At 39.2% G+C, this 21,985-nt stretch carries 15 protein-coding genes; 12 read left to right on the top strand and 3 right to left on the bottom strand.

What is annotated here, in order from left to right; translation table 11 throughout:
• The first annotated feature begins 4 nt into the window (after nucleotides 1-4).
• Complete coding sequence (locus BVC88_RS04530; RefSeq protein ID WP_075349878.1) at nucleotides 5-652, top strand: Crp/Fnr family transcriptional regulator; 648 nt, start codon at nucleotides 5-7, stop codon at nucleotides 650-652.
• Here BVC88_RS04530 and BVC88_RS04525 read toward each other — a convergent pair.
• Nucleotides 649-1,677, bottom strand: a complete 1,029-nt coding sequence (locus BVC88_RS04525; protein ID WP_075349480.1) for a glycosyltransferase family 4 protein — start codon at nucleotides 1,675-1,677, stop codon at nucleotides 649-651. The two genes, BVC88_RS04530 and BVC88_RS04525, sit on opposite strands and share 4 nt — an antisense overlap.
• The gene (locus tag BVC88_RS21285; protein ID WP_175574374.1) at nucleotides 1,674-1,850 is read right to left on the bottom strand and encodes a hypothetical protein; all 177 of its coding nucleotides are present in this window, start codon (nucleotides 1,848-1,850) and stop codon (nucleotides 1,674-1,676) included. The genes BVC88_RS04525 and BVC88_RS21285 overlap by 4 nt, the downstream gene beginning before the upstream one ends.
• Before the next feature lie 90 nt (nucleotides 1,851-1,940).
• On the opposite strand from BVC88_RS21285, the gene tnpA reads away from it, so the two are divergent.
• On the top strand, nucleotides 1,941-2,519 hold the full coding sequence (gene tnpA / locus BVC88_RS04520; RefSeq protein WP_245803594.1) for an IS200/IS605 family transposase: 579 nt from the start codon (nucleotides 1,941-1,943) through the stop codon (nucleotides 2,517-2,519).
• A 157-nt stretch (nucleotides 2,520-2,676) separates the two neighbouring features.
• Here the strand turns inward: tnpA and leuS are convergent, their stop codons facing one another.
• On the bottom strand, nucleotides 2,677-5,451 hold the full coding sequence (gene leuS / locus BVC88_RS04515) for a leucine--tRNA ligase (protein WP_075349877.1): 2,775 nt from the start codon (nucleotides 5,449-5,451) through the stop codon (nucleotides 2,677-2,679).
• 173 nt (nucleotides 5,452-5,624) lie between these two features.
• On the opposite strand from leuS, the gene BVC88_RS04510 reads away from it, so the two are divergent.
• The 10 genes from BVC88_RS04510 (at nucleotide 5,625) to lpxB (ending at nucleotide 21,930) form a co-directional block, all read left to right on the top strand.
• Nucleotides 5,625-7,229, top strand: a complete 1,605-nt coding sequence (locus BVC88_RS04510) for an amidohydrolase (protein WP_075349478.1) — start codon at nucleotides 5,625-5,627, stop codon at nucleotides 7,227-7,229.
• A gap of 173 nt (nucleotides 7,230-7,402) precedes the next feature.
• Nucleotides 7,403-8,029 (top strand): 7-carboxy-7-deazaguanine synthase QueE, encoded by a 627-nt coding sequence (locus BVC88_RS04505; RefSeq protein ID WP_075349477.1) that lies wholly within the window; start codon nucleotides 7,403-7,405, stop codon nucleotides 8,027-8,029.
• A 4-nt stretch (nucleotides 8,030-8,033) separates the two neighbouring features.
• A complete protein-coding gene (locus BVC88_RS04500; RefSeq protein WP_075349476.1) occupies nucleotides 8,034-9,956 on the top strand; it encodes an OmpA family protein in 1,923 nt (640 codons plus the stop codon).
• Between the two features lie 468 nt (nucleotides 9,957-10,424).
• Nucleotides 10,425-13,403, top strand: a complete 2,979-nt coding sequence (locus tag BVC88_RS04495) for a SusC/RagA family TonB-linked outer membrane protein (protein WP_075349475.1) — start codon at nucleotides 10,425-10,427, stop codon at nucleotides 13,401-13,403.
• Nucleotides 13,404-13,415: 12 nt separating this feature from the next.
• Nucleotides 13,416-14,846 (top strand): RagB/SusD family nutrient uptake outer membrane protein, encoded by a 1,431-nt coding sequence (locus tag BVC88_RS04490; RefSeq protein ID WP_075349474.1) that lies wholly within the window; start codon nucleotides 13,416-13,418, stop codon nucleotides 14,844-14,846.
• 14 nt (nucleotides 14,847-14,860) lie between these two features.
• A complete protein-coding gene (locus BVC88_RS04485) occupies nucleotides 14,861-15,709 on the top strand; it encodes a hypothetical protein (RefSeq protein WP_139316526.1) in 849 nt (282 codons plus the stop codon).
• A gap of 266 nt (nucleotides 15,710-15,975) precedes the next feature.
• Nucleotides 15,976-19,272 carry a S8 family serine peptidase gene (locus BVC88_RS04480; RefSeq protein WP_175574373.1) on the top strand — a complete coding sequence of 1,099 codons (3,297 nt, stop codon included), beginning with the start codon at nucleotides 15,976-15,978 and terminating at the stop codon, nucleotides 19,270-19,272.
• A gap of 1 nt (nucleotide 19,273) precedes the next feature.
• Nucleotides 19,274-19,972, top strand: coding sequence for a hypothetical protein (locus BVC88_RS04475; RefSeq protein WP_075349471.1), 699 nt, complete (start codon nucleotides 19,274-19,276; stop codon nucleotides 19,970-19,972).
• Nucleotides 19,973-20,293: 321 nt separating this feature from the next.
• The gene (locus tag BVC88_RS04470) at nucleotides 20,294-20,713 is read left to right on the top strand and encodes a 6-pyruvoyl trahydropterin synthase family protein (protein WP_075349470.1); all 420 of its coding nucleotides are present in this window, start codon (nucleotides 20,294-20,296) and stop codon (nucleotides 20,711-20,713) included.
• 104 nt (nucleotides 20,714-20,817) lie between these two features.
• Nucleotides 20,818-21,930, top strand: coding sequence for a lipid-A-disaccharide synthase (lpxB, locus tag BVC88_RS04465; protein WP_245803593.1), 1,113 nt, complete (start codon nucleotides 20,818-20,820; stop codon nucleotides 21,928-21,930).
• Nucleotides 21,931-21,985: the final 55 nt, after the last annotated feature.

The raw sequence follows: 21,985 nt of genomic DNA, 5'->3' as shown, positions 1-21,985 counted from the left end.
CACCATGTTCAATAAGAAAAAGAGTATAGCCACTCACTTGGAGAATTGTTTTCCTCATTTTGAAAAGGAATTGAAAGAGGAAATAATTCAAAGTGCGAGCTTAATGAATTTGCCAGCTGACACATTGATGATGGATATAGGGCAGAAAGTTGAGATTATTCCGCTTATAGTTTCTGGTTGTGTGAAAGTTTTCAGAGAAGACGAAGACGATAACGAGTTATTCATGTATTACCTGGGTCCAGGTGAAGCATGCGCTATTACTATGATTTGTTCTGCGCGTGAAGGATATTCCAAGATCAAGGCTTTCCCCGAAGAGGAGACAACTTTCATTGTTGTTCCCATCGCCAAACTTGACCTTTGGATGCCTAAATACAAGTCATGGTACTACTTCGTGATGGATACTTATCAGGATCGTTTTGAGGAATTGCTCAAAGTAGTGGATGGAATAGCTTTTCACAGAATGGATGAACGCCTGTTGGAATACCTAGAGAAAAATTCCGTAGCAGGAAATACCCCATTTATCCAGAAAACACATTATCAAATCGCTCAGGAGCTTAACTCAAGTAGAGAAGTCATCACTCGATTACTTAAGAAATTAGAGCAAAGAGGTAGGGTTAGGGTTAATCGAAATCAGATCGAATTGCTGAATTAATAAATGTCCAAGGCCTTTAAAAGGGCCTTTTTTCTTTGACCGAAATTGAAGTGGTTAGTGATTCTTTGCTGACTTTTTTTGGATAAGTTTATAAAATCCTTTGCCAATATTTTCTGAATCAAAGATTCTAAAAGGATAGAGTCTTTTCGTCTCAAGACAAATTCCGTATCTTCTATGATTTCAGAAATAGCCCCAACTGCCGATCCGATGGGAATGCAGCCGCAAGCCATAGCTTCTCCGAGGGCATTTGGAAAACCCTCCGAGGTAGAGAGCTGAAGGTAAAATTGATGGGAATTGTAAAGCGCCAAAAGTTCAGTGTTACTTTGCTTCCCTAGAATTTCCACATTTTGATTTTGGGAAATGTAATTCGGATCTCCTGCTAAAGTAAATGTCCAGTCAGGATGATTCGCTGCCAACTGCTCGATCAAATCATAGCCTTTGACTTGGGCTCGTGCGGGGTTGGAAGTGCCAGTAGCGACTGAGATAAAGCTGAAAGGGTTTCGCTTTTTTTCTAAATCTTTCCAAAAATCCGTGTCAAATCCATTTGGAATCACTTGAATCGGAGTGGTAAGATCAGGGATCAGATTGAGCAATCCTTGCTTGGAAGAAATCCTCGGATCGAATTGATAATCCTGCTTGACTAGAGCTTGAGCAACAGGAAGTATTAAGCTGCAGTTTTTGAAGGAATAGACATTTGCTTTTCGGAGCCATTTCTTTCTGAAGTTGCCATAATTGATTTCGGGCATATTCATGCAATCTGTGCCTCCTGCTTGAATGAGGCATCTTTTTCCAAAAACCTTTCCAAACCAAGCCGGTAAAACGGAATGATAGCCTCCAAAAAAGCAGAGGTATTGGGTAGTTTTTGGTAGATACCAAAGCAGTTGAAAAAACTGTAGAATAAAATAAAAAGGAAGCTTTGCTGGACTTTGGGTGAATTCCAGCGTTTTCAATTCAAATTCGGGAGCAATCATCTCCACGTCACGGTCGATAAAGGCAGTTCGTACGGGAAAGGTGTAGATGATCATTTCCCCTCTACTTGAAAAGTTTTTTCTAGGATTCCGAAAAGAAATTTTCCGATTGTATATACCTCTTCATTGAAATCTGAGGTGAGCACCGAACCAAAAGCATAAAGCTTCACCACTTTGTGTTTTTCACAAAGAGTCTTTATGGCTTCGCTATTTTTCTCGTGGAGATTCATAGATCAAATATAGGTTTAATCACTAAAAAGCAGAAAGGATAGGGTTCTTTCAAACGGTTCTCAATATACCTAAGTTAAAATGCCGTAGGCATGTCCGATAGCTTAACCAGCCATTTTAATGGCTGGGAAAATAGTATCAAAGCTTGGGAGAAATGCCATAGGCATGGACGATTTAGTCTAAATTGTAGTTTGTTAACCATTTTATCTATGCCTAATACGTATTCCAAAATGTATTGTCAGGTCGTTTTTGCGGTCAAGTACAGAAATGCGAGAATCGAAAATTCATTCAAAAGTGAGTTGTTCTCAGTAATTGGAAACTTGATAAAGGAAGCTGGTGGTGAACTTTTGCTTGTTAATGGAGTCGAAGATCACGTTCACTGTCTTTTTCGGTTTTTCCCGAAGAATTCGATCTCTGATATCGTCAAAGTAGCGAAAAGTAAGTCTTCTAAATGGCTAAATGAAACCAATTATCTATCTCACAGATTTGAATGGCAATCTGGTTTTGGGGTATTTACTTACAGTGAGAAAGAAATTAAAAATGTTTTTGAATATGTTAAGAATCAGGAGAAGCATCATTCAAAAATGACATTTCATGAAGAATATCTTCTCATGCTAAAAGCACATAAGGTTGATTTTTTGCCCGAATATCTTTTTAAAGAAATGGAATAAATATGGGTCGTCCCTATGGGACTTAGTAATTTTTATGATTTATGGGGTCCAGAGGTTAAAACCTCTGGCAAATTAATCAGCCGTCCCGAGGGGACTAGAAAAAAAATAGGCCAAAAGAATTCCCTTTGGCCCATTCATTTTTAAGCGTTTAAAGTGCTTAGATCACCAGATTCACAATCTTACCCGGGACAATAATCACCTTTTTGGGTGCTTTGCCTTCCAGCCATTTTTGAACTGTTTCATCAGCCATAGCTTCTTTTTCGATTTCCGGTACAGTAAGGGAAAGTGGAAGATTCAATTTCGCCCGCATTTTTCCATTGATCATCACAGGATATTCAAAATTGCTTTCAATCAAGTATTCTTCCTTGAACTCCGGGAAAGTGGCCGAAGTGATGGAGGTCGAATGTCCCAATAAGCTCCAAAGTTCTTCTGCAATATGTGGCGCATAGGGCGAAACCAAAACAGCTAAAGGCTCAAGAATTCCTCTTTTGTTAGATTTCAGAGCAGTCAATTCATTTACACAAATCATAAAGCTGGACACCGAAGTGTTGAAGGAATGATTTTCCATATCTTCTTCCATCTTCTTGATTGCTTTGTGAAGGGCTTTCAACTCGGCCTTGGTTGGTGTTTCATCAGAAACTTGGAATTCTCCGGTAGGAGTGTGGTACAGGTTCCAAAGCTTTCTCAAAAACTTGAAAACCCCATCAATTCCGTTCGTGTTCCAAGGTTTGAACTGCTCCAAAGGTCCCAAGAACATCTCATAAGATCGAAGTGTGTCTGCCCCGTAGCGTTCGATGATATCATCTGGATTGACCACGTTATACTTGGATTTGGACATTTTTTCCACCTCAGACCCACAGTAATATTTACCGTCTTCCAGGATGAATTCCGCATCTGCCAAGTCAGGTCTCCAAGCTTTGAATTTATCCAGATTGAGCTGATCATTATAGACAATATTCACATCCACATGCATAGCGGAAGTGTCATACTGGTCTTTCAAGCCTAAGCTGACGAATTTATTTTCACCCTTGATTCGGTATACAAAATTAGATCTACCCTGAATCATTCCTTGGTTGATCATTTTTTGGAAAGGCTCATCGATCGAAACAACTCCAAGATCAAATAAGAATTTGGTCCAGAATCTGGAATAGAGTAAGTGACCTGTAGCATGCTCAGAACCTCCGATATATAAGTCCACGGCTCCCCAATAGTCTGCTTTTGCTTTGTCCACAAACTCAGTGTCATTTTTAGGGTCCATATATCTGAAGAAATACCAGCTTGATCCGGCCCAGCCAGGCATGGTGCTCATTTCCAACGGAAACTCACCTTCTGAAGTCCTGTAAGTCCAGTCTTTGGCACGGCCGAGTGGAGGCGCTCCATCCTCGGTTGGCAAGTATTTATCTACCTCCGGTAAAACCAAAGGCAAATCTTTTTCTTCGATCAAATAAGGTAATCCATCCTTGAAATAGACGGGAAGCGGTTCGCCCCAATAGCGCTGACGAGTAAAAATGGCATCGCGCATACGGAATTGAATCTTTCCTTTTCCGATTCCTTTTTCTTCCAAAAATTCAATGGCTTTAATCATCGCGTCCTTCATGTAAAGGTTGGAGATGAATCCAGAATTGATGATCAATCCGCCCTTTCCAGGGAAAGAACCATTTTCCATAGATCCTTCGATCACTTGACGGATTTCCAAACCAAAATGCTTGGCAAAATTGTAATCCCGCTCATCATGCGCCGGAACAGCCATCACGGCACCAGTTCCATAGCCGGCAAGTACGTAATCTGCTACCCAAATTTGGATTTCTTCGCCATTAAAAGGATTGATGGCATAGGAACCTGTGAAAGCTCCAGAAATGGTCTTCACATCGCTCATTCGCTCCCGCTCGGATCGGTTTTTAGCGACTTCGATATATGCTTCTGCTGTGGCTCGCTGATCCTCGGTGATGAGTGCCGCTGCCAAATCACTTTCTGGAGCCAAAGCTAAATAGGTTACTCCGAAAATTGTATCTACTCGGGTTGTAAAAACTTTAATAGTTTCAGCCGAATCCTTTACTTGGAAAGTCACTTCCGCACCGATGGATTTTCCAATCCAGTTGCGTTGCATTTCTTTGATTGGCTCGGACCAATCTACTTTTTCCAAGCCTTGCAAAAGTCTATCCGCATAGGCAGTGATTCGCATGGACCACTGCATCATTTTCTTTCGCTCCACAGGGTGACCACCTCGCTCAGAGAATCCGTCTTTCACTTCGTCATTGGAAAGTACTGTACCCAAAGCAGCGCACCAGTTTACGGTAGTCTCAGCCAAGAAAGTCAAGCGGTACTTGAGCAGCATTTCCTGCTTTTCTTTTTCTGTAAAAGCTTTCCAATCTAAATGGGAAAAAATAGGCGTTTCATCATCGCAAACAGCTTTGACGTTTTTATTTCCCTCTTTTTCAAATCGGGAGATCAAGGAATCAATAGAAAGTGCTTTGTCCGCATCCTGATCGTAGTAGCTATTGAAAAGCTGCATAAAGATCCACTGTGTCCATTTGTAATAGGATGGATCTGAGGTACGTACTTCCTTGCTCCAGTCGAAAGCAAAGCCAATATTCTTTAATTGCTCTGTGTATCGGGTGATGTTTTGCTCGGTAGTAATAGCAGGATGCTGACCAGTCTGGATTGCATATTGCTCAGCAGGCAGACCAAAAGAATCATATCCCATCGGATGAAGGACATTGAAGCCCTTCAATCGCTTAAATCTTGCGATGATGTCTGAAGCGATGTATCCTAGTGGATGGCCAACATGAAGACCTGCGCCGGAAGGGTAAGGGAACATGTCTAAGGTGTAAAATTTAGGTTTGTCAGGATTTGGCTCGGCGAGATAAGTTTGATTCTTTTCCCAGTATGCCTGCCATTTTTGTTCGATTTCCCTGAAATTGTACTCCGCCATGATTGAATTATTGATGATTTTTAAGCTAAACGCCTGCAAAAATAGAAAATTCATGCGGCTTTGGTAATCAATTCTCCAATTCCTATCGGTCTAACTTTTATTCCATTGGTCAATTTAATTTCAATCAGAAGTTGCTTTTTCTTACTTTCCACTCGAATAAAACCACCAATCAAATGAATAAAACATTAATAATAGGATTGATTGCTACTTCGGTAGCAGTTTTTGGGATTTCGACAGAGTCGTATTCTCAAAAGAAAATGTCCGCCAAGCAGATCGAAGCACTCAAGCAAGAGGCGGCAACTTTGGTCGAACAGGACGCTAAATTAAGTCAGGTGATGGTTGATAAGGTTTTCAGCTTTGCAGAACTTGGATTTCAGGAAGTTGAATCATCTAAGTATCTCACCGGGATTTTAAAAGAAAATGGTTTTACCATTGAAATGGGCGTTTCTGGAATTCCGACTGCTTGGTTTGCTACTTGGAAAAATGGAGAAGGGCCAGTGATTGCGCTTGGTTCAGATGTAGATAATATTCCTAAAGCTTCTCAGTATCCCGGCGTAGCATATCATAAGCCGATAGTAGAAGGCGCACCGGGTCATGGGGAAGGTCATAATGCGGGGATTCCTTTAAATATCACGGCAGCGTTGGCTGTGAAAAAAATTATGGAGCGCGAGAATATAGGAGGCACATTGATACTTTGGCCAGGAATTGCCGAAGAGTTGGTCGCTGCCAAAGCTTGGTACACTCGCGACGGACTTTTTGATGACGTGGACATCTGCATATTCACCCATGTTGCCAATAATCTTGGTGTGAGCTATGGACAGGCTTCAGGAACAGGGTTGATCTCCGTGGAGTATACGTTTTCAGGAGAAGCGGCACATTCCGCAGGATCACCTTGGCGAGGAAGAAGTGCATTGGACGCGGCAGAGTTGATGAATGTGGGATGGAATTACAAAAGAGAGCACTTGGATCCATTAAAGCGCTCGCACTCTATTTTCACTGATGCCGGAGACCAGCCCAATGTGGTGCCTTCAAAAGCTTCAATTTGGTATTATTTCAGGGATGTGAAATACGACGGCATCATGGAAATGTATGAAATTGCCAATAAGATGGCTGAAGGTGCAGCTTTGATGACCGACACAGAAGTTACTTCCAAAATCCTGGGTACAGCATGGCCAAGACATTTTAATAAAGTGATTGCGGAAAAAATGTATGCTAATATTCTAAAGGTTGGTTTGCCTACTTGGTCTGAAGATGATCAAACTCTGGCAAAGGCTGTTCAAACTGAAGTGGGTTCAAAGAAAATTGAAGGATTAGCTACAAAATTGGATACCCTTGGGCTTCCTGTGAAAGAACCTATTTCTGGTGGGTCGGATGATATCGGTGATGTGTCTTGGGTTGTTCCTACCGTGACCTTGAGATTTCCTTCCAATATCCCAGGACTTCAAGGGCACCATTGGAGCAATGCGATTGCAATGGCTACGCCTATTGCACATAAAGGAGTGACTGCTGGAGCGAAAGCTGAGGCGATGACGATTTTGGATTTCTTGCTTCAGCCAGAATTGGTAGATCAGGCATGGGATTATTTCAAAAATGTCCAAACAAAAGAGGAAACTTATAAGCCGATGATTACAGCTGATGATGCACCTCCGATTTATTTGAATACTGGAATTATGAATCAGTATCGACCACTTTTAGAGAAGTTCTACTACGATGAGACGAAGTATGATACCTATTTGGAACAGTTGGGAGTGAAGTATCCTACTTTGAAAAAGGATTAAATGATTTGAAAATTGGAAGATTGAAAAATTTCCTCAGGATCAATTTTTATCAAATCCTGTGAGGTTTATTTAGTCTTCCAATTTTTCAATACTAAAATTTTCCAATCCAAAGCCTTACCTTTGCAGCATAAATCAACCTAGCGGTCGAATCACCCGCTCTACCAAAAATTCAAATGACTCTCGAACAACAAGTCGCTTCCGGCACTTCCTTGCCCTTGATGGAAGCTTTTTACACGATACAAGGCGAAGGTAAATTTACAGGGCATCCGGCATATTTTATCCGATTGGGAGGCTGTGATGTGGGTTGCGTCTGGTGCGATGTGAAGGAAAGCTGGGAAGCAGGAAAATGGCCAGTTCTACCAATTGAAAATATTGTTGAGGAAGCTTGTAGCTATCCTGGAAGACTAGTCGTAATTACAGGTGGAGAACCTTTGATGTATGATCTGGATCCTCTAACAAAGCTTTTGAAAGAAAAAGGCTTCACTACAAATATTGAAACTTCCGGTGCGCATCCCTTTTCAGGAGATTTTGATTGGGTTTGTTTTTCCCCGAAAAAATTCAAAAAACCGCATTCTTCAATCTATGAAGTTGCAGATGAATTGAAAGTGGTGGTTTTCCATCAAAGTGATTTCGCCTTTGCGGAGGAGCATGCCAAACTGGTAAGAAGCGAATGTGAACTTCGTCTCCAACCTGAGTGGAGCAAAGCAGAAAAATTTACTCCAGAAATCGTCGAATACGTTAAAAAACGACCTTTTTGGAAAATATCCCTCCAAACTCATAAATTTATGGCCATACCCTAAACCCATGCGCCTTAATTTCTTTGGAATTCTTTTTTTTGCAACACTGTGTTTTGCACAGGCACAGAGCTATTCCATTATTGATTCGAAGGCTATCAAATTCTACAAGGAGGGTGAAGAGCTCACGCTTTCTCGAAGATATGATGAGGCAATACAGAAGTACCAAGATGCGATTGAGCGTGAGGGCTCATTTTTAGAGGCTTACTTAAAGCAGGCCCAATTACTAATTACCCAAGGGAAGTTAGAAGAGGCTGAGAAAGTTGCCCTTGCTGGTAAAAGCAGACTCAATGGAAAAAATGCAACTCAAAAACATACAGCTGATTTTGGCTGGCTCTTTTCAAACCTCTATCTGAATCAAGGTAAGTTTGCTAAGGCCTATCAAACCTTCATGGAGGTAGATCCCATTCTGGAGGATTCTTTCAAGTCCTCGATGTATTATGTCGAGATGAAAGCAAAGATGGAATTTCTTCAAACCCAAATAGGCAATACAAGGATCATCGAAAAAGAGATGCTTAGTAATCCTTTGAATGAATTTAAACTCCAATATTTCCCGGTACTGACAGCGGATGGAGAGCAAATACTTTTTACTAAAAGAGATGGAACTCAGAATACAGATAAGGAGGATATTTACATGTCATTTCTTTCTCCGGAAGGAAAATGGACAAAGCCTTCAAGTATCTCTCAAACGATTAACTCCATCTATAATGAGGGGACTTGCTCTGTGACAGCAGACGGGAATGTATTGATCTACACTTCTTGTGATTCACCGGATACCGAAGGGAGTTGTGATCTCTACATTGCTTACAAAAAGAATGGCATGTGGCAAAGTCCTAAAAACATGGGTAAAAAAGTTAACTCCAGATCTTGGGACTCTCAGCCTTCACTTTCCGCAGATGGTCGAATTTTGTTTTTCTCATCCAACCGAAAAGGAGGTTTCGGAGGGAATGATATATGGTATAGTATCCTGCAAAAGGATGGATCCTGGGCAGAAGCCAAAAATCTCGGAAACGTGATCAATACTCCAAAAGATGAGATTAGCCCGTTTATGTTTTTCAATAATGAAATCCTGTTTTTCGCCTCCAATGGGCATGATGGATTTGGAGGCATGGATATACTGCTATCAAGAGTAGAGGACGGCGAATTTACAAAACCGGAGAATCTCGGTTTGCCAATCAATGATCAGTTGGATCAAGTAGCGCTTTTTATTACAGCCCAGAAGGATTATGCATACTTCACTGAGTTGACTAGTGAAGAAGGTGAAAAGGACCGCTCACTGCTCTATCGCTTTAAATTCCCTAAAGAAATTTACCTAGGCGAGAATTTAACTGTAACTGAGGGAAAAGTATTCAACTCCAAAACTGGGGAGCCAATCGAAGCAACCCTGTCATTAGTATCTCTAACCAATGATAGCACACTATATCAATTCAGATCAGATGGTAAAACAGGTGATTTTACCATGCTTTATCCCGATAAGGCGATTTCTGGACTGTATGTCGAGAAACAGGGTTTTATTCCTAAAATATTCAATGTAGAGCGAGATAAATTGCAAAATGTAAAAGATTTGAAGATCGAGCTTGTGCCAGTAGCCAAGGGGGAGGAGTTTGTTTTTGAGAATGTATTCTTTGAATTTGATAAGTATGATCTCAAAAATGAATCGATCTCTTCACTAAAGCGATTGTTAAAGTTTTTAACAGAAAACCCAAATGTTAATATCCTAATTGTAGGACATACAGATAATATCGGTAGGCAATCTTATAATTTGCAGTTGAGTTTGCAGCGCGCTCAAAGTGTAAAAAATTATCTTGTCGGTGAAGGTCTTCATCCGGCAAGAATTATGGTTGAAGGAAAGGGAGATGTTGAGCCGATGGTCCCCAATACTTCACTCGAAAATCAGGCTTTAAACCGAAGAATCACGATTAAAGTTTTATAAGCTTAAGAGAAGATTAATTATTGGAGCCAGGAGATCAACTAATAAATTTTCATTAAACTGTTAACATAGAAACATTTTTAAATACATAATTGATTCAGTCAATTATATCACAAATAATAAGTATTTGACAAAAAATATTCTCTTTAATCACATTCGATTTAATAATATTTTGTCCTTGTGTTTTTTAAAGAAATAAACAACTGTTTACCTGTGCTAAAAATATTTTTCAAGGATTTGAATTTTTTTTCTATAAAATTAACTTTTGTTAACAATAAATTAACACCTCTAAAAATTGATAAAATTTTGAATTAACCTTTTATTCAAAATTTTATTTCGATTATGTTTTTAATACAATTTTTTCTAAAAATGAAGATTTAAACTATTTAGATTTTTATAAGGTAGAGCCTTTGTGTTATTCCGCTTTTAGGGATATCATTGAGTCTAATTTAAACCATAATCAAACCAAATATGAGGAAAGTTTTACTTCTAGGACTCATGCTGATGTTGGGAAGTGCTGTTGCATTTGCCCAAAACCGCGTGATTACTGGTACGGTTATTTCCAATGAGGATAACCTTGGAGTGCCAGGTGCAACAGTTCTGGTAAAAGGAACGACGATTGGAACAGCCACAGATCTTGATGGCAAGTATTCCATTAGTGTTCCTGCCGGAAGCAATGTTTTGGTCTTTACCTTCGTCGGCTTAAGACCACAAGAGGTAACAATTGGCAACAGAACCACAATCGATGTGGCTATGGAACCAGATGTTCAAGCTTTGTCTGAATTCGTAATTACATCTTACGGAGATCAGTCAAAAAGAGAAATTACAGGTGCTATTTCATCTGTAAAGGGTGAGGTATTCGAAAACCTACCTGTACAGTCATTTGACCGTGCAATGCAAGGTCGAATCGCTGGTGTTCAGGTAACTTCAACTTCTGGTCAGCCAGGAGGTACTTTGAACGTACGTATTAGAGGTGTTGGTTCGATCAACGCTGGTAATGATCCACTTTACATTGTGGATGGTGTTCAAGTTAATAACGGTGGTCTTTCTGGTCAAGGTTCTCAAAACGCTCTTGCGTCTATCAACCCAAATGACATCGAGTCAATCGAAGTTTTGAAGGATGCTGCCGCTGCTGCGATTTATGGAGCTCAAGCTGCAAACGGTGTTGTTTTGATCAATACTAAAAAAGGAAAAAAAGGAAAGTCTCAAGTTAAAGTTTCAGTTCAAGAAGGTATTGTTCAGCCATTGAATCTTTATGATGTGATGGATGCCTCTCAATTAGCTGGCATCAAAAGAGTAGCTTATCAAAACCGTGGTTTAGCTACTTCAGGTTCAGATGCTACTTATGGTAATCCTGAAGATCCAAATCTTCAAAGTTATGACTGGCTAGATGCGCTTTACAGACAAGGTAGATTGAGTGTTTATGATCTTTCCATTTCTGGAGGTGATGAAAAAACTACGTTCTTCCTTTCGGGTTCTTACACTAAGCAGGAAGGTCAAATTGAAATGTCTGATTACAATAGAGCTACTGGTCGTTTGAATGTTACACATAGACCAAACAAAAATCTAACTGTAGCAGCTAACCTTTCATTATCCTTTCAGAATACAAATGGATCGATTGATAGAGGTAACTTCGTGAATGGACCATTCGTAGCTGGTTTTTCAGCTCGTCCAAATGTTCCAATATATGATGAGGATGGTGAATTTGCTCGATATCCTTCTAACCACTTGTTTGGTTATAACATCGTACAAGGGGTATTTGAAGAATTAAGAAGCGGAAAAACTGTACAAACAGTTTCTAACCTTCAGTTGAATTATCAAATCGCACCATGGTTAAGCTGGACTTCTTATTTCGGTCTTGATTTCTCAGATAATGCGGATATCAATAACAGACCTTCAACAATTCCTGTGTTCTCTTCTTATGGTGGAGCTTCTACCTTCACAGCCAGAAGAAATACAAACTTCAATACCAACCACAACTTTAATTTCAACAGGAAATTTAATGAGGTGCATACCGTATCTGGTATCTTAGGTTTTGAATACAAAGGTTCTCAGTCTGATTTACAAACTGCAACTGGTAGAGGTTTCCCTAATCCTACTTTAATTTACTTGAACAACGCTGCAGTGCCATTCTCTGTAGGTAGTTCATTCACTGAATATAAAAGAGCAGGCTTCTTTGGCCAAGCGAAATACGATTACGATGATCGCTACACTGCTGACGTAACTGTTAGAAGAGATGGGCACTCTAGATTTGGAGAGAAAAACAGATGGGGTACCTTCTACGCTGCTTCTGCAGGTTGGAGACTTTCTTCTGAGGCATTCCTTCAGGATGTTACTTGGTTGGATAACTTGAGAGTTAGAGCATCTTACGGTGTAACTGGTAACTCTGATATTGCCAATTTTGCTTCAAGAACACTTGTGGGTTCATCAGGACAGTATTTGGGTCAGGGTGGATTAGATTTGAGCCAATTGGGTAACGATTTATTGACTTGGGAAGAATCAGAAACCATAAACCTTGGTTTGGATGCAACTTTGTTCAACGGTCGTATCATCACTACGGTAGATTTCTGGAGAAAAAATTCAAAAAATCTATTGTTCAATACGCCTCTTCCAACTGATTCAGGATTTGGATCAATTACAAGAAATACAGGTGAAGTAAGAAACCAAGGAATTGACTTGGATATTCAGACCGTAAATATTGTAGCTGGAAAATTCCAGTGGAGCACAGGCTTCAATATCACGTTCTTGGAAAATGAGCTTATTTCCTTGTATGATGGCTTGGATCGAATTGGTAACGATTTAATCGTTGGAAGACCTATTTCTTTCTTCTATACTAATCAATACCTAGGAGTTAACCCTGCAAATGGTAGAGCGATGTATGATGATGGAACTGGAACAGGAAACTTTACTTATGTGACAGGCCAAAATACATTAGATTATAGAGGAAGTGCATTGCCTTCTAGCTATGGTGGTCTTTCTAACACCTTCTCTTATGGTCCATTGACACTAGAAGTATTCTTTCAGTATCAGTTCGGTAACTTTGCAACCAATTCAGATTTATATAACCTAGCAAACTGGGGATCTGGAACTGGTAACTTGCTAGTGAATCAATTAGAATATTGGAAGCAGCCAGGCGATATCACAACTGTAGGTAGACCTTTTGAAGGCGGTCAAGAGCCAGGTACTTCAAATGTTAACACTTTCTCTACTCGTTTGATGAGTGACGGTGGATATGTGAGATTGAAGCAAGTGACCCTAAATTATACATTGGGTTCAGCTGCAGCAAGCAAAATAGGTATGGCAAGCGCTTCGTTATTTGTTCAAGGATTGAACTTGGCAACGTTTACCAATTACAACGGAATTGATCCTGAGGCTAACTCAATCGGAAACACTTACGGTGCTTATCCAAATGCTCGTCAGATTTCTGCCGGTATCAATCTTAACTTCTAATTAGAAATAGGAATGAAAAATTATATAAAAATTATAGCGCTTGGATCCGTCTTATCTCTGGCTTCTTGCTCAGATTTATTGGATACCGAGCCAAGACAAAGTTTAACACCGCAGACAGCATTATCTGATATTAATGGGTATGAGTCTGTATTGGCTGCCGCTTATGGTGGTGCAAGAGGTTTCGGGAATTATGGACAAACTTTGATGATCGCGCCTGAAATTATGGCGGATAATCTAAGAATTATCGCAAATACAGGCCGATATATTGGTCAAGAAGTAAATGCAGACAGAGCGCATATCGGACTTTGGGGTAATTATGGTTCCATCAACCAGACTAATATCGTAATCGCTGGCATTGATGAAATTGATGGTGATGCGGCTAGAAAGAATCGAATTAAGGGCGAGGCACTATTCTTAAGATCCCTATACTATTTCGATATGGCTAAAGTCTATGGATATGAGCCAGGAAAAGAAGTGAACGGTTGGAACAATTCAGTAATTATCAGAACTGAACCAACATTGGGTTTCTCGGATGCAGACTTCAAAGCTAGATCTACAAACAGACAAGTATATGATCTGATTGAGTCTGACTTGAATACTGCAATTGGATTGCTTCCAACTGCTGCTAAAGGTACAGCTGGTATTTATAGAGTAACCAAAGGAGCTGCTGAAGCACTTCTTGCACGAGTTTACTTATATGATTCAAAGTTTGCTGAGGCTGCGGCTATGGCATCTCAGGCAATGGCTACTTTTGGCCTTGCTAACGATGGTACTGGTCTAGCTACTCCTGAGAATTATGTATCAGGCTTCTCTACTTATCCTAATCCTGAATCTCTTTTTGAGGTTGAAATCAGATCAGTGGATTGGTCAACTGTAGATGGTGTGAATAACTCCATGTGTACACTTACAGCCAATGTATTCAACAGTGCACAGTTTATTGTAACTGCATCGAATGAATTGCTTGCAACTTACGAGACTGGAGATGTGCGAAGAAATACTTGGACTGAAACTACTCGTTCTGGTGCTTCAGGTACAGTTTACAGATCTAACAAGTGGTTAGGTACCAAAGGTGATTTCCTAGAGAATCTTCCGATTATTAGAGCTGCAGAGCTTTATCTAATCAGAGCAGAAGCCAGATTCAGAACCAATGATGCTGCTGGAGCAAGATCAGATTTGAATGCATTGAGAACTAACAGAGGTTTAGCGGCAGTAGATGCTGGCTTGTCTGGAGATGCTCTATTCAATCGAATTATGACTGAAAGAAGACTTGAATTTGCTGTTGAAGGACATAGATGGTTCGATTTAAAAAGAAATGGGCTTACTATCACGAAGCATGGAAATAATGAGCCTGTACCTTATTCGGATTACAGACTTCTTGCTCCTCTTCCTCAGGATCAGATACAATTAAATGAGCTGTTGGTAGACAACCCAGGTTATAACTAAAACCGGAAAAAATAATGAAAAGTAATAAAATATATATTTTCCTAGCAATGCTTGTCGCTACGCTGACAACCACTGCTTGTTTTGAAGATCAAGGTGTTGATACCTTCTTCGACGGGAATCAGGTTGAGTTTAATGCGGCAAATCTACCAAATGGATTGACCCAATCTTATGTAAGATTGACTGCTTCTCAGACTGATGTATTAAATGTTCAAGTCAACAGAGTATCTACATCAGGTGCTTCTGCTGTAACTGTGAATATAGAGGCTGACCCTACTTCCACTGCTGTGGAAGGGGTTCACTACAGATTGGATTCTAAATCAATTACCATTGGTGCAGGTGAGTTTATCACCAACTTACCAATCACTGTATTGACTGGAAATATCGATCCATCCGAAAGACCGGATCTGGTTTTGAAAATTTCAAGTGCCACTGGTGCTGAAGTTTCATCCAACTATGGCTCATTAAAAGTAGCTATTCGCGTAATCTGTCCTTCAGAATTAGCTGGAACATACTCCGTATTCTGGGAGTATCTTCAGACAGGTGATGGAGCAGGTGGGCCTAGACAGACTGCAACTGATTTCGTGATAGCATCTGCTAGCACTATGTCTTTTGCTGTTGCTGGTACTGGCTCATATACAATGAGCGATATGTCTTTTGGAATGTATCCTGGCATTTACAATGATGCTAGACCAACTGGAACCATCAGAGATAATTGTAATGTCCTTACTGGTGCTGCATCTAATCAAGATCAGTATCAAGATCCGTTTACTATTTCAGGTGTTGTAAACGATGATAAAACAATTACCATTACTTGGTCAAATACTTGGGGAGATGGTGGAACTGTGGTTCTAACCAAAGTTTAAATTCTCTTAAGTTTTATTTAAAAGAGGGCTTTTATAGCCCTCTTTTTTTTAAACTTTAATTAATTTTAAAGCGTTGGTAACTTGTATGTCAGTATATAGATAAAAATTTGATGAGATTAATATTTACGATTTGGCTATTAGGCTTAAGCTTTGGTTTTTTAAACGCACAACAAATAGTTAATTCTCCTTCCCTTGAAAAAGAGAGGAGTACTATATCAAAGAACTTTAATACAAATTTCCCTTCTTTTATTCTGAATAAAGAAGCTATGAAGCAGAAAGCTTCTCAATTGGGGATTCCTTATTTACTTAAGTTAGAAAACGGAGAGATTGCTGAGCTCAATTTTTTTGATGAGTCAAATGCTCCGGTTTACTACACTATTTTTAATACTCGAGCTGCTATCACGACATCCACCAATGCCCTTCAGCAAGGAGGAAGCTTAGGTCTAAATCTTACCGGTAAAGGAATGACTGTGGGAATATATGACCAAACCCGCCCTAAGCCTGATCATGTGGAGTTTCAAGGTAGGCTTACGCAAGTAGATGGTTCTACAGAAACTATTAGTAATCACGCGACTCACGTCTCAGGGACTATTATGGCAGGAGGGGTCAATGCAAATGCAAAAGGAATGGCAAGCGAAGCTACTGGTTGGGCTTTTAATTGGGAAAGTGACCTTTCCAAAATGAACGTGAATGCTTATGATCCGATTACAAAAACTAATGGGCACCTAGTTTCCAATCACTCTTATGGAATCGTCCTGGGTTGGTATCGAAATTCCAGTAATGCTTGGGTATGGGCTGGTAATGCTTCCGTTGATCCAAATGAAGAATATAGGTTTGGTTTTTACAGTAGTAAGAGTAAAGGATTGGATGATTTGATTTTTGCTAAACCTTATTATACTGTTGTATGGGCAGCGGGTAATGACCGAGATGATTCAGGAGATGGATCTCGGAATCCAGATGGCCCAGATGACAACATTGGACCTGAAGGAGTTGCGAAAAATGTCATTACTGTAGGGGCAATAAATAATATCAATGAATATACCGGGCCTCAGGACGTTGCGATTAGTAGTTTTTCCAGCGTGGGCCCAGTGGATGATGGAAGAATAAAACCTGATGTCGTCGGAATGGGAGTTAATGTTTTTAGTTCTGCTATTGCTGATGGTGGCGCCACTGATTCCTATGCTTCTCTTAGTGGTACTTCCATGGCTTCACCAAACGTAACCGGATCACTCTTGTTGCTTCAACAATTGTATTCTGAAAGAAATTCAGGTAGATATATGTGGGCCTCGACATTAAAAGCCCTAATGATAAATACCACAAAAGAAGCGGGAAATAATCCAGGTCCAGACTATGTATATGGATGGGGGCTTCTAAATACCAAAGGAGCTGCTGAAATTATTTTGAATGAGAATGGAAGCTCAGACGTGATTCGTGAAGAAAAACTTGCACAAGGAACTGCTTTTGAAAATGAATTTATTTCAGATGGAGTCACTCCGATTAGAATTTCCATAGCATGGACTGATCCATCTGGAAATCCTACTTCACCTTCTGTAAATCCTCAGAACTTAATGCTTGTAAATGATTTGGACTTAAGAATCATTGATGAGCAGGGAAATACATTTTTCCCTTATACGCTAGATCCATCTTTAAGTCTTTCTGCAAAGGCGGAGACCAACAAAGATAACTTTAGAGATAATGTAGAGCAGATTTATATTCCTAATCCAAAACCTCAGCGTTATAAAGTGAGAGTTACGCACAAGGGGGAATTGAAAAATGGAGTTCAGGATTTTTCCTTTGTGTTGAAGGCAGGAACTGCTGATGGAGCCGATGAAACCTTGTATTGGATAGGTGCATCAGGTGGAAACTGGAATAATCCATCCAACTGGTCAACTTCTTCTAATGGACCTGCTGCAAATAGGATTCCTTCTGCGGGAAGTAGAGTTGTATTCGAAGGGGCAAGTGCAGGTTCCATTTTGGTAAATTTCCCTGCCGATGCTAATGCGTTTAGTGTTAATCTTTTTGGTAATCAATTAGTTACTTTCGATCTAAAAGGAAATGAAATCGTGGTTTCTAACGGGTTTAGAGTAAGTAATCAAATTACTGACATTAAGAATGGTAAAATTGTCTTTACCAATTCCACCATAAATGATCAGTTAGTTGAGCTTGGAAAAGCGATTTTTGATAATGTGGAATTAGAATTTTCATCAGGAACTTGGCAATTACTAGAAGCTGAAAAATTAGACCAAGTGTCAGTTTCCAATGCAAACCTGAAAATTGGGTTTCCTCAATTGAACCTAAATTCTCTTTCGCTTTCTTCTTCATCAAATCTTTCCGGCACTCTTGAGGAAATTGAGTTTGAAAATAATTTGACTATTTCCAGTAATTCTACCATGAAAGAGGGGGTTAATCTCGCATTTAGTGGTCAAACCGGCCAATTTGATAATAATTCTAACACAGACTTTTCGAATCTTAAAATTGAGTCTGGTGAATTAAATGTTTTATCTGGAGGTTTCAGGAATCTTGAGATCCTATCTGGAAAAATGACTCTGAAAATTGCCGCTGCTGAGGTCGAAGATTTATTCTTAGGCGCTGGATCAGAATTGAATTTAGATCAAAGTGGATCAATTACAGTTTTAAATTCTATTTCTGTTGAGGCTACTGCCGCTTCTAAAGCTTTACTTTCTGCTTCAGGAAAAGGTAAACTAATTCATGAATTGTATAAGAAATATTGCTTTGAAAATCTCAATGTTTCCAGTGTAGATCATGAAGGGGCCTCGATAATTAATCTTGGCACTAGTGCATCTATTTCAAATTCAACTGGATGGTTAGCTCAGAATTGTGATGATGTACTTTTTGCTAATTTCAATTCCAGATTTAGTTGCGTAGGTGCTGCTTCGGAATTTGAGAACTTAAGTGAAGGTGCTATCTCAACTTATCTATGGGATTTCGGTGGTAAGGGTACCTCAACTGATCAAAACCCTATTTTTGTTTTTGATCAACCTGGAGAGTACATCGTTAAATTGACTATTTCTAATTCATCTGGAATAACAGAATTTGATCAAAAGGTAACAGTTGTAGAGAATAATCTTCTAAAGCCTACTATCGTTGCTAATGGAAATGTACTTACATCTCAACAACCAGGTTCGTCCTATCAGTGGTATCTCAATGGGGCCAAGATTCAAGGAGCGACAAATAGATCTTTTGAAGCTACAGGTGATGGACTATATCAAGTAGCAATATTTGACGATAGTTGTAATCGGATTTCTGAACCTACAGTGATTTCTGCGATTCCAGATCAAGAGGCGGAATTAAGCCGATTTGGAATATTTGTTGGGCCGATACCAACTGCAGATAAGCTGAATATTACCATTTCCAATAGCTATAGAGGCGAGATTCAGTTGCAGCTTATAGATTTAGCGGGTCGTGTGTATCTGTCTCAAGAGGCAAATAAGTCAGAAGAAGAATTAAATATGGAGATGACAATGACCGGTCCTGCCGGATTGTATATCCTGAAGATTAATACCAACAATTTAACTTTACACAAAAAAGTAATTAAGTACTAAAATGAAAAAAATCTTATTAGTTGGAGGGCTGTTTTGTTCTCAACTTGCAGTTGCACAAATCTCAAATATAGATATGAATGGAGCTCCTGCTCGAATCACTTCATATACTGAAATAGACGGATCGCCATATCTTTTCGACGAGTGGGCTCGTGCTGATATTGGTACTACCAATGCCGGATTAAAAGAGAATGTAGCCTACAAGTTTAATGTTCATGATAATGAATTAGAAGTCATCAACGAGGCTGGTAACAAAATCTTTTTGAATAAAGATTATGTAGAATATGCCATTTTAGAAAGGCCTTCTATTCTATTGGCTAATGGTACTCCAGGGATGTTGACTCGCCTTTTGGTAAAAAAGGGATTTGATTTTGTGCCCGGTGTTGGTCCTAAGGATTTTGTAAATGTAATTGCTGAAGGAAGTAAGTACACTCTGATTAGAAGATTCTATTCTGATCTAGTAACTCCACCTAAAAACAGTTACGCACCTACTCCCGGAAGGATGTTTGTCTTTGAAGAAACTTATTATTTAATAGATTCCGATGAAAATGTGGAATCTGTTCGAACAAGAACAAATAATTTGATCAAATCCTTAAGAGAAGAAGATCAAGAAAAAGGAAAAGCTATAGTTAAGGATAATAAACTAGATTTAGGCCGAGAGGATCATATGGTTATTTTCTTTCAAAAGCTTAATGAAGCCTAGTCAAAAAGCCTGATTTTTTAATCAGGCTTTTTCATGTGTTTATAATTTGTTTTTATAGGTCATCCCGATAGCTATCGGGAGGAATCTCGTTTGGTTAATAATCATCCCAGTGTGTGTCGCTTGCATCATGCTCGATTTCATCTGTTTAAAATTGTTTTTTTAATGGTCATATAGCCTGTCCCGAGAATCGGGAGAATGCCCTGAATAATTATTCCCCTGTAAGTCGGTCGCTCGTCATGGGCTTTTCATGAAGTGTATTTCAAAGGAGAAATTCTAAATCTATTTTCTTTTCCATAACTTTGCAGCCAATTTGAAAAAGTAATGATTTACGTTAGTAGAAAGGAACATTTCAACGCGGCACATAAGCTCTGGAATCCAAAGTGGTCTGAGGAGAAGAATATTGAGGTTTTTGGACCTTGTGCTAATGTCAACTGGCATGGCCATAATTTTGAATTGATAGTCACTGTTAAAGGCATTCCGGATCCAGAGACTGGTTTTGTGGTAGATCTCAAGAAACTGAGTAACGTAATCAAATCATTAGTAATTGATCGTGTAGATCATAAAAACTTGAATTTGGATGTAGATTTCATGTTTGGGAAGTTAGCAAGCTGTGAAAATTTGGTAATGGAGTTTTGGAAAATATTGGAGCCAGCCATCAAAGAAATCACCCCAAATGGAAAATTGTATAAATTGACACTTTACGAAACTCCAAGGAATTTTGTGGAGTACTTGGGAGAATAGTCCCTTTTAAGAAAGAAAAAGGATATAAGAATAAGAGCAGGGGCATGTCACCTGCTCTTTTTTATTAGCTTTAAAATCCAATCTGTAGAACCAATAAGAAAGTTTTGAGTCCGAAAAATATCTATATCATATCCGGAGAGCGTTCCGGAGACCTTCACGCTTCCAATCTTGTATTGGCCATGAAAGAATTGGATGAAACTCTTTCGTTCAGAGGAATGGGTGGGAGTTACTCTGCTGAGGCAGGTGTTGATCTGCTTGTAGATTATTCGGAAGTAGCTCTGATGGGATTTTTAGAGGTTGTCTTGGGCTTTAGAAAAGTGCTTAAATACCTTCGATTGATAAAGAATGATATCAGTACTTTTAGACCTGATGCAATTATATTGGTGGATTATGGAGGTTTTAATATGAGAATTGCAGCATTTGTAAAAGAATTAAATATTCCTGTTCATTATTATATTCCTCCAAAAGTTTGGGCTTGGAACCAAAAAAGAGCTTTAAAACTCAAAGCTTCTACAGATCATATTTATTCTATTCTCCCATTTGAACCTGCTTACTTCGAAAAGTATGAAATGAAAGTTCAATATGTTGGAAATCCACTTTTTGATGAAATCAAGAAGTTTAGACCTCATGAATTCTTTTTTCAAAAAAATGAAATAGGCTATCAACCTATTGTTGCTTTACTTCCTGGAAGTAGACCTCAAGAAATAAATGCAATGCTTGATAAAATGATAGCATTGGTAAAAGAATTTCCCAATGCTCAATTTGTCATTGCCGGACTACATGATCTCGGCACTGAGATTTACCAGCGAGGAATAGATGCAGGTATCAGGGTGATTTTTGACCAGACTTATGATCTTTTATCTCATGCTATTGCTGCAGTAGTTACTTCGGGCACCGCCACTTTAGAGACGGCTTTATTTAGAGTGCCGCAGATTGTAGTGTATAGGACTAGTACAGTATCCTATGCTATTGCCAAGAATTTGATTCGTGTACCCTATATTTCTCTTGTAAATCTGATTGCAGAGAGAGAAGTGGTAAAAGAGTTAATACAAAGAGATTTTTCTGTAGAGAACTTAAAGAATGAATTGACCATGATTCTTTCCAATCAGGTTTACAAAGGCCAAATGCTTCAGGGTTACGATTTGATAAAAGAGAAATTGGGAGAAACTTCTGCTTCAAAAAATGCAGCTGAATTGATTTTGAACTCATTATCTTAAAGAATATGTGATTTAGAATGATGAATTGAGAATTTTTAAGGGCCATTTGCTATTT

The organism is Algoriphagus marinus (assembly GCF_001936475.1).
GTDB classification, from domain to species: domain Bacteria; phylum Bacteroidota; class Bacteroidia; order Cytophagales; family Cyclobacteriaceae; genus Algoriphagus; species Algoriphagus marinus.
This window is presented reverse-complemented; position numbering and strand designations above follow the sequence as displayed.

What these genes read in the sequence shown, in the direction of transcription:
- tnpA (WP_245803594.1), top strand. Translation starts at nt 1,941, where the DNA reads ATGTCCGATAGCTTAACCAGCCATTTTAATGGCTGGGAAAATAGTATC.
- BVC88_RS21285 (WP_175574374.1), bottom strand. Translation starts at nt 1,850, where the DNA reads ATGAATCTCCACGAGAAAAATAGCGAAGCCATAAAGACTCTTTGTGAA.
- BVC88_RS04530 (WP_075349878.1), top strand. Translation starts at nt 5, where the DNA reads ATGTTCAATAAGAAAAAGAGTATAGCCACTCACTTGGAGAATTGTTTT.
- BVC88_RS04470 (WP_075349470.1), top strand. Translation starts at nt 20,294, where the DNA reads ATGATTTACGTTAGTAGAAAGGAACATTTCAACGCGGCACATAAGCTC.
- BVC88_RS04475 (WP_075349471.1), top strand. Translation starts at nt 19,274, where the DNA reads ATGAAAAAAATCTTATTAGTTGGAGGGCTGTTTTGTTCTCAACTTGCA.
- BVC88_RS04480 (WP_175574373.1), top strand. Translation starts at nt 15,976, where the DNA reads ATGAAGCAGAAAGCTTCTCAATTGGGGATTCCTTATTTACTTAAGTTA.
- BVC88_RS04485 (WP_139316526.1), top strand. Translation starts at nt 14,861, where the DNA reads ATGAAAAGTAATAAAATATATATTTTCCTAGCAATGCTTGTCGCTACG.
- BVC88_RS04510 (WP_075349478.1), top strand. Translation starts at nt 5,625, where the DNA reads ATGAATAAAACATTAATAATAGGATTGATTGCTACTTCGGTAGCAGTT.
- BVC88_RS04495 (WP_075349475.1), top strand. Translation starts at nt 10,425, where the DNA reads ATGAGGAAAGTTTTACTTCTAGGACTCATGCTGATGTTGGGAAGTGCT.
- BVC88_RS04525 (WP_075349480.1), bottom strand. Translation starts at nt 1,677, where the DNA reads ATGATCATCTACACCTTTCCCGTACGAACTGCCTTTATCGACCGTGAC.
- BVC88_RS04490 (WP_075349474.1), top strand. Translation starts at nt 13,416, where the DNA reads ATGAAAAATTATATAAAAATTATAGCGCTTGGATCCGTCTTATCTCTG.
- BVC88_RS04505 (WP_075349477.1), top strand. Translation starts at nt 7,403, where the DNA reads ATGACTCTCGAACAACAAGTCGCTTCCGGCACTTCCTTGCCCTTGATG.
- leuS (WP_075349877.1), bottom strand. Translation starts at nt 5,451, where the DNA reads ATGGCGGAGTACAATTTCAGGGAAATCGAACAAAAATGGCAGGCATAC.
- BVC88_RS04500 (WP_075349476.1), top strand. Translation starts at nt 8,034, where the DNA reads ATGCGCCTTAATTTCTTTGGAATTCTTTTTTTTGCAACACTGTGTTTT.